This is a genomic window from Nocardia sp. N2S4-5 (assembly GCF_044628355.1).
In the GTDB taxonomy this organism is placed as follows: domain Bacteria; phylum Actinomycetota; class Actinomycetes; order Mycobacteriales; family Mycobacteriaceae; genus Nocardia; species Nocardia wallacei_B.
Map to the genome: position 1 here is coordinate 7,540,968 of NZ_JBIUPM010000001.1, position 15,419 is coordinate 7,556,386.

Genomic DNA, 15,419 nt, shown 5'->3' on the forward strand with positions numbered 1-15,419 from the left:
CGATCGCGCCCGACGCGGCAAATATTGCCGCATACCGCCGGATTGTGTCCGCCCAGGCCGGGTTACGCCTCGGTCGACGAGTCGATCAGCGCGGGGTCAGCACGAAAACGGGGATCTCGCGGTCGGTCTTCTTCTGGTAGTCGGCGTAATCGGGGTAGGCCCGCACGGCGCGCTCCCACCACACGGCCTTCTCGTCGCCGACGACCTCGCGTGCCGTGTAGTCCTTCACCACCGCGCCGTCGCGCAGTTCGACATGCGGGTCGGCCTTGATGTTGTGGTACCAGACCGGGTGCTTGGGCGCCCCGCCCAGCGACGCGACCACCGCGTACTCGCCGTCGTGCTCGACGCGCATCAGCGGCGTCTTGCGCAGTTTGCCGGTCTTCGCGCCGCGGGTGGTCAGCAGGATGATCGGCAAGCCCTTGATGGTGTCGGCCTCGGCGCCGTTCGTGGCCTCGTACCGCTCGGCCTGTTCGCGGGCCCAGCCCGAGGTGCTCGGTTCGTACTCTCCGGTGAGTGGCATGCCCTGGAGAATGCCCGGCTATCTTTCGGATATTCCTGGGTGGAAATGTTCGGTGGCCCGAACTTCCCGATCCGTGTAACCTGTCGACATGGCAGTGGTCGACCCTATCTCGCGCTCCGCGGTCACCTCGCGGCGGACGATCGATATCGCGGGTACGCCCTGGCCGCTCTATAAACTCGAGGCCCTCGCGTTCGGTCTGCTGATCCTATCCGTGCTCGCCCTGGTCACCGGTTCCGTGCAGATCGCGGTGCTGGCCGGTGCCGCGGTCGCGACGGTTCGCTGGGTCGTCGGCGCGGTGCGCACCACGCGGCCCTAGCTTCCCGCTGAAGGCCGGGTGTTCCGATGAAGTCGGCATCCGGGAATCCGATCGTCTGCGCATGCTCTGGTTCACGGAAACCGTCGCCGATCGTCATGCCTGCGTGTTAGCGTTAACACGGTGCGGCAATAATTGTCGGGGACCGCGATACCACCGACAGCCGTTGACGGGCAATCGCTTTCGGCGGCCGATGAGGGGGCCGCCGAGAGCGGCCGCGCGAGCGCTAACCTGAATTCGGAACGATCGGGGCCGCGTCCGCACAGTGGCCCGGAAAGCGGGAATGTGAGTGAGCTTGCGAGCCGAGCGCCGATGCCGAACGCGGCGGCGAGTATCGGCGAGGTGATGCCGTGAGCGACAGCAAGACCCGCACCACTCGGGGCGCAGGGGACAGGCCGGCCGTGATGACCGATGTCGCCAAGCTGGCGGGCGTCTCGCACCAGACGGTGTCGCGCGTGCTCAACGACAGTCCGCAGGTGCGCCCGGAGACCCGGGAGCGAGTGCTGGCCGCGGTCGCCGAACTCGGCTACCGCCCCAACGCGATGGCGCGCGGACTGGTGAGCCGGCGATCCAAGGTGCTCGGCGTGGTCACCTTCGACACCGTTCTGTACGGCCCGGCCTGCACGCTGCTCGGCATCGAAAGAGCCGCGCGCGCAGCGGGTTACGGCGTCAGCATCGTCACCTTGGAACGGGTCGACCGCGCCGGCGTGCTGGCGGCCGTGGACACACTCGCCGATCAGGGCGTCGACGGCGTGATCATCATCGCCCCCCAGATAGCCGCCGCGGCCGCCCTGCACAACCTGCCCGCGCGCCCGGTGGCGGTCGCCGTCGAGGCCGGTCAGGACGCGCCCCTGCCGTCGGCGGCCGTCGATCAGTTCGAGGGCACCCGGTTGGCCGTGCGGCACCTGCTCGATCTCGGGCACGAGACCGTCTGGCACGTGTCGGGACCGAGCGATTCGCTCGAAGCCCGCGACCGCATCGAGGGCTGGCGGCACACCCTCGCCGCGGCGGGCGCCACCGTCCCCCCGCCCATCGGTGGCGACTGGAGCGCGCGCTCCGGATACGAGGCAGGCCTGATGCTGGCCGCGCAACCCGGCGTCACCGCGGTCTTCGCGTCCAACGACCAGATGGCCTTGGGCCTGTTGCGCGCCTTCGCCGAACGGGGGATTCGCGTCCCGGACGACGTCTCGGTGATCGGGTTCGACGACATCCCCGAGGCCGCCTATCTATCGCCGCCGCTGACCACGGTGCGCCAGGACTTCGACGAGGTGGGCAGGCGCAGTATCGGCCTGCTGCTACGCCTGGTGGAGTCCGAGGGCGCGGTCCCGGTGCCGTCGCCGGTAATACCGTCACTGGTCGTTCGCGGGAGTACGGCGGCGCCGGGATAGGCGGCCGTTCGGGAGATCCGAGTGGGCATCGACCCGGCTGTGAACCTCTCCATCCGTCCGCCTTCGTGCTATTCCCTATCCTGGGAATAGCAGAGACTGGGACAAAACGAGCACATCGAGTGAACCGGATGAGCAGATGAGGACAGTGGGGAGTCATGCTCGGGCCAATTGTCGCTCGAGCGAGTCGAAGCGACCGGCATGAGTCCGTCGTTTTCGTTCGATGCCAACCAATTCTCCGGGCAGTCATCGATTTACCGGACCGCGGGCAACGAGTTGGCGGCTGCTCTGCGAAATCTGCGGTCGGTACTGACCGGCGAGGGCCGGTGCTGGGGCGCCGATGAACCGGGAGCGGCATTCGCCCAGACCTACAGTCCGGACGCCGATAAGACGGTCGAGAACCTCGAGACGCTCGTCGCCATGCTGCGGTACACCAGTGACGTCGTGAATCACTCGGCGAACAAGTTCGACAATCTGGACTTGGACACAGCTGCGGACGTGGGGAAGACCGGTACCTCCGCAGTTACGCCGGCCACCTTCGCCCCGACGGGTTCGCCACCCGCCGTGGACGCCGGTGTACAGCCGACTGCCGTGCCCACTCCTGTGCCCACCGCAACGCCGACGGCGACGGGGTCGTCTCCGGTCGCTGCCGGTTCACCGTCCGGTCCGGACGCGCCGGGCAGTTCCCGGGCCGAGCCCGGCTCGCAGCCGACGTCCTCGAACCACGCTGCGGCGCAACAGTCCTCCGGCACACCGAGTTCGTCGGGATCGCCCACCGGTTCGTCGGGTTCGCCGGGTTCGAAGAGCGCGGCGTCGCCCGACGAATCGGCTGCCGGTGCCTCGCCGCAGGAACAGTCCTTCGAGTCGCCGCGAGTGAGTGTCGCGCCCACGAGCCCGCAGGAGCCGCCGATGTATGGGCCCGACGAGTCGTCCGGCCCGGCGGCGGCAGTTCCGGCTCAGGGTCCGAGCGGCGGCTACCGGCCCGAACAGCAGACGGCTCAGCCACAGTCGAGCGCCCGCCCACCGGGTGGTCCCGGTGGCGGCCAGCAGCCGCAGTCTCCGGCGCAGAATCCGAGACAGCAACGCCGCGAACGCAAGAAGGACGAGAAGGCCCGGAAGAAACCCGCGCAGGTCGTGCCTCCCGAAACAGCGGATCGTCCACCCGTGGTGGAGGACGACCCGACGGTCACGCCGGTGCGTCGACAATCGGCCGAAACTTTCAGAACCCCTTGGTCGAAACGCAGTCGCCCATCGGATGAGGTCCGAAATGTCGATGCCTAGGAAGGATGCCGCGGATGGATCGTCCGGATTTCGAAGCGATGAGCTCGGCCAACAACGAGATGAAGAAGCTTGTCGACTCGTTGCTGGACGGTCTCGACCAGCAAAGTGCCGACCTCCCGGGTGTCTGTGAACGCCTGTCGGAGTCGCGCACGTCGGCATGGTCGTCGGACAAGCTGGTCGAGGTCACCGTCGACGCGTACGGAATCGTCGTCGACGTGCAGTTGACGGCACACGCATTTCAAGCGGGACCACCCGCCCGGCTCGCCCGCTCCATCACCGAAGCCGCCCGGGCGGCGGCCGAGGCCGCACAGCATCGGCGCGCGGAGATCCTCGCGCCCATCACCGACACCGCCGGGGCGCTGCCCGACCTTCCCGATCTCTTCCCAGGGGCGCCGAGCTTGCGAGAGGTTCGCGAGATCGTCAGCGCGGCTGCGCGTACCGCCCCTGATGTCCGCCGCGACCGCGATTCCGAACCGGAGGACTGAACAGCGTTCGCAGACGGAATGTGCGGCGTTCGCACGACCGGAGAATGTCGGAGGAGGATGAGGTGAGCGCGATCCACCTGCTGCCGGGCTGGGTAGTGGACGCGTATTTCCTCGACTGCTGATGGGGCTGCAGATACCCCCGGAAATTCCGTCCTGGGTCGTGGCTGCGGTGGCGGGGCCGTGGCCGGAGGGCGACGAGGACGCACTGCGCCGGTTGGGGCATGCCTGGAACGAGATCGGTGACGCGGTAGCAAGGGCGGCGGAACTGTCCGGCGAGGCGCGCTATCGTGCTGCCGGGTCGATCGAGGGCCAGACCGGCGAGGCGTTGAAGCGGCACGGCATCGATCTCGACGACGGCCTGAACAGTGCCGTGAAAGCGTGTTACGGACTTGCCGAGCAGTGTTTCAGCGATGCGCTGCAGACCGAGTACAGCAAGTACGTGATCATCGGCTCCCTGGCCGCGCTTGTGGTGCAGTTGTCGATCGACGCCTTCGTTCCGGGCGTCGGCCAGGTCCATGGCGCCGCGGCGACCGCGGCGACCCGCCTGACCGTGCGGGCAGCGTTCCGTGAGCTGATCATGAACCTCGGCACCGACGCGGCCCGGGCGGCCGCGGCCCGATTGGTGACGACGATCCTCTTCAAGGGCGTGACGCTGGGTGCGATCCAGGGTGGTCTGATCCCGTTCGGCGCCGAGGCCGTGCAGATGATGGAGGGCAACCGCGAGGCGGGCGAATTCAACTGGGACCAGATCGGTTTGGGCGTGCTCGCCGGCGCCGCGGCCGGTGCTGCGGGTGAATTCGTGGGTGTGCGCGCCATGATGGGGCTGGAGCGCCGCTTCTTCGGTAGCAGTGTGCCCGGCTTCCTGGGACGGGCCGGTGTCCGTTTCGCCGGAGCCGCTGGGGCGGGTGCCGCGGGCGCCGCGGCCGGGGTGGCGTCGTTGGTGCCGTTCACCGGGGAGCTGGACCTGGGCTGGGATCACATTCTGCCCGGCGTTGTCGGCGGTGTGCTGGGTGCCATGCCGCACGCGCTGCGCGGCCCGGCAAGTGCGGTGGTCCCGCCGCTGCCCGATGGTGACGGGCCGCGACCCGGGGGAGATCCCGGGTCGGGTGAGGGCGGCGGTGGTCCACATGCGCCGGGCGATGACTCCGGTTCGGGCCCGCGTTCCGGCGACGATTCGGGTTCCGGGGACGGCCCGGGTACCGGGCGAGATCCCGGAGCCGGCGACGATTCGGGCGACCCGGCTGCCCGGCAGGAGGCGTACGGCAATGTCGCACAGAGTATGCGGGCGCTGCAGGATCGGTTGCAGGGCTTCGTTGACGGTGCCCAGGTTCGTGCGCTGGGGGAAGGCATGCCGCCGGCCACGGACGGTGCGACGCCGCCCGAGCCCGCGGCCGCCCGCCAGGAGGCGTACGGCAATGCCGCACAAGGCATGCGGGCGTTGCAGGATCGGATGCAGAATTTCGTCGACGGCGCCCGCGTTCGCGCGCTGGACGAGGGTTTGCCGCCCGCGACGGGCGGGGACCCGTCCCAGCGGCCCCAGGTGACCGCCCCCGAGCGCGGTGACGAAGCGGCCCGGCGCGAGGCCTACGGCAACGCGGCCCGGGGGATGCGGGCGGTCGCGGAGCGCGGGGCAGGCGTCATGCGGGCACTCCAAGGCGACATGCAGGGCTTCGTCGACGGGCTGCGTGTCGGCGCTCTCGACGACGGCGCCCCGCCCGCGGAACGTGGCACCCCACCACCGGAGGAAGGCGCGCCGCCGCCGACTCCGCGAGAGCCCGACGGTGAGGCCGGTCCGGAGCCGCGTCCGGAGCCGAGGGAGGAACCGCGTCCGGAGCCCAGGGAAGAGCCGCGTCCGGAGCCCAGGGAAGAGCCGCGTCCCGAGCCCAGGGAAGAGCCGCGACCGGAGCCCAGGGAAGAGCCGCGACCGGAGCCCAAGGAAGAGCCACGTCCCGAGCCCAGGGAAGAGCCGCGACCGGAGCCCAGGGAAGAGCCACGACCGGAGCCCAAGGAAGAGCCACGACCGGAGCCCAAGGAAGAGCCACGACCGGAGCCCAGGGAAGAACCGCGACCCGAGCCCAGGGAAGAACCCCAGGAGGAACCGCGACGGGTACCCGAGAACGAGGACGATGGGACGACCGGGCCGGGGCGAGTCCCGGAGCCCGAGCACGGACCGGATCCGACTGATCCTTACCCGCCGGAGCACGTGGCCGCGCCGAACCGGCCGCCGGCATTCGACGAATATTCCGGTACGTTGAGTCCGGAAACTGCCGATCGCGTGCTGAACGAGTTCCCGGACATGTTCGAGCAGCCTCGTTCGCTGGACGAGCTGCGGCAGCTCATGGATTCGAATACGCCGTTCGAAGACCTGCTCGCGATTCGCGAAGAATCGTATCGCCAGAACGGTTACGACCCGCCTCCGAATCTCGCGAGGGAGAACCTCGAGGGATTCATGCGGCAGCTGTGGGATAACCGCGACGACATCGGTAGCGCGAGGGACGTCTATTCGATGTACGCGGGTTCCGATGTTCCGAATTACTTTTCGGACCCGCGCGGCCATATACGAGATCTCGCACAGATCTTGGCGGGCCGGACGCCCGACTCCCGGGTCGGCGTAGCTCAGATGCGTGGTGGAAATTGGCCGCCCTTCTACGAAGGAAATGTCGGAGAACTCAATCCGGCGGATATTCATTTCGTGCATTATCATCGTGAGAACGCGAGCCTGGAAGCCGATCAGGTCGACGGCCGGGTATATGTCAATCCGCGAGCAGATGCGGCAGCGGGATTGATGCACGACATCGTGCGTGAGATCGTGGATAATCCGCGCGCGTTCCCCGGCATCTACAGCGCGAAGGTCGAGGGTGCGGCCGCCGCGCGCCCGGACGGCCTGGTGATCTACACGTCCGGCGACGAAACGGCGCAGCGAGTGGTGGCCTGGCTGGCGGAATACCAGGCCAGAAACCCGGATGCGTTCATGTGGGAGGTTCCTGCTATGACTTATCAGGTGCTGCCGGGCGTAGGCTTTGGTGCGGAGCCGTCTGCGGGTATGGGCGGTTCCAGTTTCGGTATCGCGCGGGCGAATCCGCTATTCGAGGCGCTGCACGCCACACGGGCGCAAGGTGGTGACTTCACCGCCTTCCGAGACAATGCGCTGGAAGCCATGGATCGGGCCGGAGTGGATCCTCGCAGACCACATCGAAATAAATGGTAAGGCTTCGACGAGAGTAGGATTGTCTTGGTAGACACGGAGCAGATCGATCGTGCGCGTCGAGTCGTCACCGCATACCTGCGCGGCGAACTGACGCCGGACCGGAATCCGGAATACTTTGACGACGACGTCGTAATGTTCGCGGTCGCGCGCCTCGACGTACACGACACCGAGTGGCTACTGGAGCAGGTCGCGAGCGGTGAGTGGCCGTACGGGTTGCGTTCGCAGATCGCGGCGTTGATGCGGTCGCATGCCGAGGAGGGGCGAGCGATCCTCCGCGACGAGGATCCGAACGAGCAGTAGCGAGCCCCCGCCCCCTAGCTCGCCAGGCACCCCGGCCCGAGTAGCGCCTTCAGGTCGCCCATCAACGCCGACGACGGGGATACCCGCAGGTTGTCGGCGACCTTGAGCATGGTCGTCTTCTCGCGGGAGCCGACGTGGCGGATGTGGACGTTGGCCGTGCCGGGGTGGCTGGTGAGGACTCGTTTGAGGGCGGTGATCTTGTCGGGGGTGCACAGCCGGGTCGGGATGGTGACCGACAGCGGCTTCTCCACGCCGATCGAGGACAGGTCGGGCACGGCCAGGTCGTTGGCGATCAGTGAGACGCGGTCGTCGCGGGCCGAGACGCGGGCCTTCACCAGCACCACGGCGTCCTCGACGACGTCCATGCCGTACACCGAGTAGGACTGCGGGAAGAACAGCACCTCGATGCCACCGGTGAGATCCTCCAATTGCGCGGAGGCCCAGGGCATTCCGTTCTTGTTGATGCGCCGGGTGACCGAGGCGAGGATGCCGCCGATGGTGACCTGCGCGCCGTCCTTCACATCGCCTTCGAGGATGGCCGGGATCGGGGTGTCGGCCTGGGCGGCGAGCACGTGGGCGACGCCGTCGAGCGGATGCCCGGACACGTAGAGGCCCAGCATCTCTCGTTCCAGGGCGAGCTTGTGCTTGATGTCCCATTCCTCGTCGGGCACCTTCACGTCGAAGACCGAGGACACGCTGTCGTCGCCGTCGTCGAGGCCGCCGAACAGGTCGAACTGGCCGATCGCCTCGGCCTTCTTGGTGGCCATCACCGAGTCGATGGCGTCGGAGTGCACCAGCATCAGGCCCTTGCGCGGATGCCCGAGCGAGTCGAAAGCCCCTGCCTTGATGAGGGATTCGGTGACCTTCTTGGTGCAGGCGACGGTGTCGATCTTGTTGAGGTAGTCGGAGAAGTCGGTGAACTTCGACTTCTCCTTGCGCGCGGCGATGATGGACGCCACCACGTTCGCGCCGACGTTGCGGACCGCGCCCATGCCGAAGCGGATGTCGTTGCCCACCGAGGCGAAGTTGTGCTCGGACTCGTTGACGTCGGGCGGCAGCACCTGGATGTTCAGGCGGCGGCAGTCGGCCAGATACACCGCGGCCTTGTCCTTGTCGTCGCCGACGGAGGTGAGCAGCGCCGCCATGTACTCGGCCTTGAAGTTGGCCTTCAGGTACGCGGTCCAGAACGACACCAGGCCGTAGCCGGCGGCGTGCGACTTGTTGAACGCGTATCCGGCGAACGGGAGGATGGTGTCCCACAGCGCCTTGATGGCCGCCTTGGAATACCCGTTGTCCTGCATGCCTTTCTCGAAGCCCTCGAACTCGGCCTCGAGCACCTCGGCCTTCTTCTTGCCCATGGCGCGGCGCAGAATATCCGCTCGGCCGAGCGAGTACCCGGCCACCTTCTGCGCGATCTGCATGATCTGCTCCTGGTACACGATCAGGCCGAACGTGTCGCGCAGGATGTCCTTCAGGGGCTCCTCGAGCTCCGGATGGATGGGTTTGACCTCTTGCCGCCCGTTCTTGCGGTCGGCGTAGTCGTTGTGGGCGTTCATGCCCATCGGGCCGGGGCGGTACAGCGCGAGCACGGCGACGATGTCCTCGAAGCCGGTGGGCTGCATGCGCCGCAGCAGGTCGCGCATGGCGCTGCCGTCGAGCTGGAATACGCCGAGAGTGTCGCCGCGGGCCAGCAACTCGTAGGTCGGCACGTCCTCCAGCGGCAGATTCTCGAGATCCAGATCGATGCCGCGGTTGGACTTGATGTTCTCCAGGCAGTCACCGATCACGGTGAGGTTGCGCAGGCCCAGGAAGTCCATCTTCAGCAGGCCGATGGCCTCGCACGACGGGTAGTCCCAGCCGGTGATGATGGCGCCGTCCTGGGCCCGCTTCCAGACCGGGATCGCGTCCATGAGCGGCTCGGAGGACATGATGACCGCGCAGGCGTGCACGCCGGCGTTGCGGATCAGACCCTCGAGGCCGCGGGCGGTCTCGTAGATCTTGTTGACGTCCGGGTTGGTGTTGATCAGCTCCCGGACCTCGGTGGCCTCCTTGTACCGCTCGTGCTCGGGATCCATGATCCCCGACAGCGGAATGTCCTTGGCCATGATCGGCGGCGGCAGCGCCTTGGAGATCTGATCGGCGATCGCGAAGCCGGGCTGGCCGAACTGCACGCGGGCCGAATCCTTCAGCGCCGCTTTGGTTTTAATGGTGCCGAAGGTGATCACCTGGGCGACCTTGTCGGTGCCCCACTTGTCGGTGGCGTAGCGGACCATCTCACCGCGGCGGCGATCGTCGAAGTCGATATCGATATCGGGCATCGAGACGCGCTCAGGATTGAGGAACCGCTCGAACAGCAGACCGTGCGGGATCGGGTCCAGGTTCGTGATGCCCATGGCGAAGGCGACCAGCGAACCGGCCGCGGAACCACGGCCCGGGCCGACGCGGATGCCGACCTCGCGGGCGTGGTTGATCAGGTCGCCGACGACCAGGAAGTACGCCGGGAAACCCATCTGGATGATGACGTTCAGCTCGAATTCGGCGCGGTCGATGTACTCCTGGCTCACGCCGTTCGGGAAGCGCCACTCCAGCCCGCGCATCACCTCCTTGCGCAGCCAGCTGGCCTGATCCTCGCCCGCAGGGACCGGGAAGAGGGGCATCCGGTCGCGGTGGGTCCAGACCTCCTCGTAGGACTGCACGCGCTCGCCGATGAGGACGGTGTTGTCGCAGGCGCCGGGCACATCGGCGTCCCAGATGGCGCGCATCTCCTCGGCGGACTTCAGGTAGTAGCCGCTGCCGTCGAACTTGAAGCGGGTCGGATCCGACAGCGTCTTACCGGTCTGAATGCACAGCAGCGCCTCGTGGTTGCCCGAGTCCGACTCGTGCACGTAGTGGCAGTCGTTGGTGGCCAGCGGCGGGATGCCGAGCTTGCGGCCGACCTCGAGCAGCCCCTCGCGGACCCGGCGTTCGATGGACAGGCCGTGGTCCATCACCTCGAGGAAGAAATTCTCCTTGCCGAAGATCTCCTGCCATTTGGCGGCGGCCTCCAGCGCCTCGCGCTCGTGGCCCAGGCGCAGTCGGGTCTGCACCTCGCCGGACGGGCAGCCGGTGGTGGCGATGATGCCCTCGGCGTACTGGGCGATGATCTCCTCGTCCATGCGCGCCCACTTGCCGAGCTGGCCCTCGATGGAGGCCAGCGACGACAGCTTGAACAGGTTACGCAGGCCGGTCGCGTTCTCGGCGACCATCGTCATGTGCGTGTAGGCGCCCGAACCGGAGACGTCGTCGCTCTTCTGGCTCGGGTCGCCCCACTGGACGCGCTTGGTCTGGAAGCGGGACGCGGGCGCGATGTAGGCCTCGATGCCGATGATCGGCTTGATGCCCTGCTTCCTGGCCGAGTTGTAGAACTCCGAGGCGCCGTACATGTTGCCGTGGTCGGTCATGCCGACCGCGGTCATGCCCAGCCGCTCCGCCTCCTTGAACAGGGGCGTGATCTTGGCCGCGCCGTCGAGCATCGAGTACTCGGTGTGATTGTGGAGGTGAACGAATCCCGAGGCTGACACGGCATGAGATTATGCCTTGCCTCCGACAGGTTTTGACCGACCCGGGGCGGGTCCCCGCGAATGCCCATGTGGTAGCGCCGAGTCCGTGTCGCACCGGACTGGTAGCGTCGTTTGGCATCGGATCCGTGATGGTCACCGTCCACCCCTGGGGGTTTTGATGCGTTCGATTGGATCTACAACAGCACTCGCCGCGGCGGCCCTGGTCGCCGGGGCCTCCGTGATCGCCGCCGCCGCACCGGCATCCGCCGATACCGACGGCGGCCAGTTCACCAGGGTGTATTCGCTGGCGAACGGCCCCTGCGGCGCGATCGTCGACTCTTCGGTGAACGGCAACGCCTATCCCGGCGCCGCGGGTTTCACCGCCGCGGTCACCCTGATCGGGGTCGGCAGCTGCTCGCTCGACGTCACCCTGAACTGGCGCAATGTCGCCACCGGGGAAACCGGCACCAAGACGCACCGTGCCAACGGTCCCGGGTTCTGGAGCAACGACGGCCGCTCGGCGATCTTCTCCCCGGGCTACGGCGACTTCGTCGGCACCGTCACCGTCGGCGCGGCTCATGTCCCCGAGCCCGGCGAACTCCACTTCACCGTCCGGCCTTACGAGGGCTGAGAACCATTGTGACGCAAGGCTGATCACCGCTGTCGGGCGATGGCGTAGAGGGTGCGCGCGGGCCCGGTCAGCTGCTGGGCGGCGGGCCAGACCGCGCGGAGCGTGCGGGTGAGATCGGCATCGGTGATCCGCGGGGAGACCAGCGTGCCGGCGTCTACCTCACCGGCGACGGCCAATGAGCTGAGGACCGCCGGGGCCAGGCCCGAGGCGACGGCGGACTTGATGGCGGTCGTGGAGGAGAGCTCGAGTGCGACCGCCGGTCGCGCGCCGGGGACGGCCGCGGCGACCGCGCGCTCGAACCAGGTCCGCGTGCCCGATCCGGATTCGCGCTGGATGAGCGGTGTGGCGGCGAGTTCGCGTAGTGTCACCGAGCCGCGCCGGGCCCAGGGGTGGTTCGGGGGCACGACGGCCACCAGGTGATCGCGTGCCACGGGATGGCTCTGCAGGCCGCGGGCGGCGCGCGGGCTCTCGACGAAACCGATTCCCGCGCGGCCGTCCAGCACCGCCGCGCCCACCTCGGTCGAATTCCCGGACTCCAGCGCGATGGTGGTATCCGGCGCGGCGGCGCGCATCCTGGTCAGCCAGCCGGGGAACAGATACTCCGCCACGGTCTGGCTGGCGGCCACCCGCAACCGCGAATCCCGTTGCGCGCGAAGGGTATCGATTCCCGCGTCCAGCCTGGCGGCGGCGTCGACCACCCCGCGCGCCCATTCCGCGATGAGCGCGCCCGCCGCCGTCGGGCGCGAACCCAGCGTGGTCCGCTCCAGCACCGGCACGCCCACCAGCTTCTCCAGGTAGCGGATCCGCGACGACGCCGACGGCTGACTGATCCCGTGCGCCCGCGCCGCCCGACCCAGACTGCCCAGCTCGATCACCGACAGCAGCAGATCGAGCGCGGCCAGATCCGGGACCCGTGGCGACAGCGGCATAGGACGAGCCTATGTGTTCGCGGAAAGTATGCGGCTGACCGCCACCGTCCGGAGCGCTACCGGCCCACAGCAGCGCATCGATGAACCGGCGCTGGACGCGCCGCACGCGCTGCGGCTGCTCGGCCTCGGCGACCATGGCGGTGGTCTCGGTCGGCTGGGACGTCCGCCGATGAGCCCGCCATGGGCATAGGGCCGTTCTATGTACCCATCGGGACGAGGTGACTACTGAGGGAGAGCGCGGCCGAGGACGGTGGAGGCATGCAACGGTGGCGAGAGTTCGGCGGAGTGGTGTCCCGATGACCGCGGCGGTGCAGGCGCGGCCCGATGCGCGGGTGGCGGACGGGTCCGCGCTGCGGGCGCTCGGGCCGAACTGGTTCGCGGTGGTGATGGGGACCGGGATCGTCGGGACCGCGGTGCCCAGCCTGCCGGTGCGGCTGCCGGGGTTGTGGGAGGCGGCCACGGTGGTGTGGGCCGTGGCGGCGGTGCTGCTGATCGTGCTGACAGCGGCGTTCGCGTGGCAGTGGCGGCGACATCCGGACGTCCTGCGCGGCCATCAGGATCACCCGGTCATGGCCCACTTTCTCGGTGCGCCGCCGATGGCGTTGCTGACCGTGGGCGCGGGCACGCTGCTGCTCGGGGCGGACGTGATCGGTGCGACGGCGGCGGTCGCGATCGATGCGGCGCTGTGGTCGGTGGGGACCGTGCTGGGCTTGGCGACGGCGGTCGTGGTGCCCTATCGCATGATCACCCGGCATCGCCTCGCCCCGGACGCGGCGTTCGGCGGGTGGTTGATGCCGGTGGTGCCGCCGATGGTCTCGGCCGCCACCGGCGCACTGCTGGTACCGCACACGCCCGCCGGGCAGTGGCGGCTGACCCTGCTGCTGGCGTGCCTGGCCATGTTCGGGCTGAGCCTGATCGCGGCGCTGATCACGACGACCATGATCTGGTCGCGGCTGGTGCATTACGGTGCGCCACCGTCCGCCACGGTGCCCACACTGTGGATCGTGCTCAGCCCACTGGGGCAGTCGATCACCGCCGCGGGTCTGCTCGCCGATGCCGCGCCCGCCGCTCTGCCGCGCCTGGAAGCCGAAGGGCTGCTGGTGTTCTCGATCGGCTACGGGGTGCTCGCGTGGGGCTTCGCGATGCTGTGGCTGGCGCTGGCCCTGGCGATCACCGTGCGCACGCTGCGCGCCGGCGCGCTCGAATTCAACCTGACCTGGTGGGGTTTCACGTTCCCGGTGGGTACCTGCGTCACCGGCTGCGCCGCGCTGTACCACCACACCGGCGCTGTACTGTTCGCCGTATCCGCTGTCGCCCTGTACCTGCTGCTCGCCGGTGCGTGGGCTGTCGTCGCCGCCCACACGGTGCGAGAACTGCTGGGCGGCAGTCTACTTCGGCCCGCCGATCGCCGTTGTTCGCGCCGAGTTCACCGCGAATCCGTCGGTCGGCGGCCCGTCGGCAACCGGTGGCCCGAAGATTCGATGTCGGGACCGGGCGCACGAGGTGGTGGCACCGTACTTGCGCAACGGTGCCCGCGATGAGACGAATATGCGGGAATTATTAACGCTTGCGCGGCTCCGCGGCGATGAATCGAGTAGTCGGCTACGCGAGATCCGTGAAATACGGGGCGGGAGGATCGTGATATGAAACGTCTGGTGGTGTGCTGCGACGGCACGTGGGGATCCGAGAGCAATCCAGCGGTCAGTAACGTCGTCAAGATCGCGGAGTCGGTGCGCCTGGGGACCACCCTGGACACCGGCGAACATGTGGGACAGCGAGTGTTCTACGCCGACGGCCCCGGCTCGCAGGGCTACCTGGCCGACAAGCTGCTCGGCGGCGCGTTCGGGCTCGGCCTGAACGCGAACCTGTCCACCATGTACTGGCAGGTCGCGCTGAACTGGGAGCCCGGTGACGAGATCTTCGTCTTCGGATTCAGCCGCGGCGCCTACACCGCCCGCAGCCTCACCGGGATGATCCATCGGCTGGGCCTGCTCAAGCCGGAGGCCATGATCGGTAAGCAGTACCCGGAGGCGCTGCGCATCTACCGGCAGCGCAAGCGGCATCTCGACGAGCCGGATCCGCAGGAGTGGGTGGATTTCCGCGAGGAGCACTGCCACTATCCGGTGCCGATCAAGTTCGTCGGCGTCTTCGACACCGTCGGCGCGATGGGCGTGCCGCTGGTGACGTCGTGGCGGTACCGCTTCCACGACATGCGGTTGTCGCCGCACGTGCACTGCGCCCGGCAGGCGCTGGCCATCGACGAGCGCCGCCGCATCTTCGCGCCCTGCCTGTGGGAGGTCACCGACGAGGCGGGCGTCGAGCATCAGCGTGCCGATCGGGTCAAGCAGGTGTGGTTCAAGGGTGGCCACACCGATATCGGTGGCGGCCATGCCGATTGCCGCCTCTCCGATCTCACGTTGCGCTGGATGGTGGACGAGGCCGCCGCACAAGGGCTGCAGTTCGATCGCGAGCGGCTCGAGCAGTTGATGGGCACGCCGGCCTTCGACAACGCGGTGCGACCGCACAACGCGCTGCCCCTCCCGTACCGGATCATGAATCTGCTGGGCCTGCTGGTGAATCCGCGCAACCAGCGCTACTACCCGGACTTCTGGCGCCGCCTGTCGGCGCCCGACGACAAGAAGGTGTCGCTGTCCTCGACGGTCGAGGTCTGCGACGACTACCGCCCGCCGAATCTCGAACGGTGGCAACAGGAATTGAGCGAGCAGGGCAGGTCACTGCCGAGCGAGCTGGTGGAGAACGTGGTGGAAGACCCCGTGGAAGACCCGCGCCCGGAACTCGAACAGCCGGTCAGCGCCTGACCCGTCCCG

13 protein-coding genes are annotated in these 15,419 nt (G+C 68.2%); 10 read left to right on the top strand and 3 right to left on the bottom strand.

The features are described 5' to 3' along the window. Positions 1-85: 85 nt before the first annotated feature. On the bottom strand, positions 86-520 hold the full coding sequence (locus ACFMRZ_RS34865) for a nitroreductase family deazaflavin-dependent oxidoreductase (RefSeq protein WP_280274938.1): 435 nt from the start codon (positions 518-520) through the stop codon (positions 86-88). A gap of 88 nt (positions 521-608) precedes the next feature. Between ACFMRZ_RS34865 and ACFMRZ_RS34870 the strand changes: the two genes are divergently transcribed. The 6 genes from ACFMRZ_RS34870 (at position 609) to ACFMRZ_RS34895 (ending at position 7,492) form a co-directional block, all read left to right on the top strand. Then, positions 609-836 (top strand): hypothetical protein, encoded by a 228-nt coding sequence (locus ACFMRZ_RS34870; protein ID WP_400182428.1) that lies wholly within the window; start codon positions 609-611, stop codon positions 834-836. Between the two features lie 347 nt (positions 837-1,183). Next, positions 1,184-2,221, top strand: a complete 1,038-nt coding sequence (locus ACFMRZ_RS34875; RefSeq protein ID WP_400182429.1) for a LacI family DNA-binding transcriptional regulator — start codon at positions 1,184-1,186, stop codon at positions 2,219-2,221. 198 nt (positions 2,222-2,419) lie between these two features. Continuing rightward, a complete protein-coding gene (locus tag ACFMRZ_RS34880; protein WP_400182430.1) occupies positions 2,420-3,499 on the top strand; it encodes a hypothetical protein in 1,080 nt (359 codons plus the stop codon). Between the two features lie 14 nt (positions 3,500-3,513). Next, positions 3,514-3,984: a YbaB/EbfC family nucleoid-associated protein gene (locus tag ACFMRZ_RS34885; protein WP_280274934.1), complete on the top strand. Its 471-nt coding sequence runs from the start codon at positions 3,514-3,516 to the stop codon at positions 3,982-3,984. A gap of 160 nt (positions 3,985-4,144) precedes the next feature. Further along, positions 4,145-7,192 (top strand): T3SS effector HopA1 family protein, encoded by a 3,048-nt coding sequence (locus ACFMRZ_RS34890; protein WP_400182431.1) that lies wholly within the window; start codon positions 4,145-4,147, stop codon positions 7,190-7,192. Positions 7,193-7,216: 24 nt separating this feature from the next. Continuing rightward, the gene (locus ACFMRZ_RS34895; RefSeq protein ID WP_400182433.1) at positions 7,217-7,492 is read left to right on the top strand and encodes a hypothetical protein; all 276 of its coding nucleotides are present in this window, start codon (positions 7,217-7,219) and stop codon (positions 7,490-7,492) included. A 14-nt stretch (positions 7,493-7,506) separates the two neighbouring features. On the opposite strand, the gene dnaE is transcribed toward ACFMRZ_RS34895, so the two are convergent. Next, on the bottom strand, positions 7,507-11,052 hold the full coding sequence (gene dnaE / locus ACFMRZ_RS34900) for a DNA polymerase III subunit alpha (protein ID WP_400182435.1): 3,546 nt from the start codon (positions 11,050-11,052) through the stop codon (positions 7,507-7,509). 157 nt (positions 11,053-11,209) lie between these two features. Here dnaE and ACFMRZ_RS34905 point away from each other — a divergent pair, with 157 nt between their 5' ends. Beyond that, on the top strand, positions 11,210-11,662 hold the full coding sequence (locus ACFMRZ_RS34905; RefSeq protein WP_400182436.1) for a hypothetical protein: 453 nt from the start codon (positions 11,210-11,212) through the stop codon (positions 11,660-11,662). Positions 11,663-11,685: 23 nt separating this feature from the next. Here the strand turns inward: ACFMRZ_RS34905 and ACFMRZ_RS34910 are convergent, their stop codons facing one another. Next, the gene (locus tag ACFMRZ_RS34910; RefSeq protein ID WP_400182438.1) at positions 11,686-12,591 is read right to left on the bottom strand and encodes a LysR family transcriptional regulator; all 906 of its coding nucleotides are present in this window, start codon (positions 12,589-12,591) and stop codon (positions 11,686-11,688) included. Positions 12,592-12,604: 13 nt separating this feature from the next. On the opposite strand from ACFMRZ_RS34910, the gene ACFMRZ_RS34915 reads away from it, so the two are divergent. The 3 genes from ACFMRZ_RS34915 to ACFMRZ_RS34925 all read left to right on the top strand — a co-directional run bounded on the left by ACFMRZ_RS34915 (position 12,605) and on the right by ACFMRZ_RS34925 (position 15,410). Beyond that, entirely contained in the window at positions 12,605-12,781 is a 177-nt protein-coding gene (locus tag ACFMRZ_RS34915; RefSeq protein WP_400182440.1) for a hypothetical protein, read from the top strand. A 106-nt stretch (positions 12,782-12,887) separates the two neighbouring features. Further along, positions 12,888-14,132, top strand: coding sequence for a TDT family transporter (locus ACFMRZ_RS34920; protein WP_400182441.1), 1,245 nt, complete (start codon positions 12,888-12,890; stop codon positions 14,130-14,132). Positions 14,133-14,234: 102 nt separating this feature from the next. Then, entirely contained in the window at positions 14,235-15,410 is a 1,176-nt protein-coding gene (locus ACFMRZ_RS34925; RefSeq protein ID WP_400182442.1) for a DUF2235 domain-containing protein, read from the top strand. The last annotated feature ends 9 nt before the right edge of the window (positions 15,411-15,419 follow it).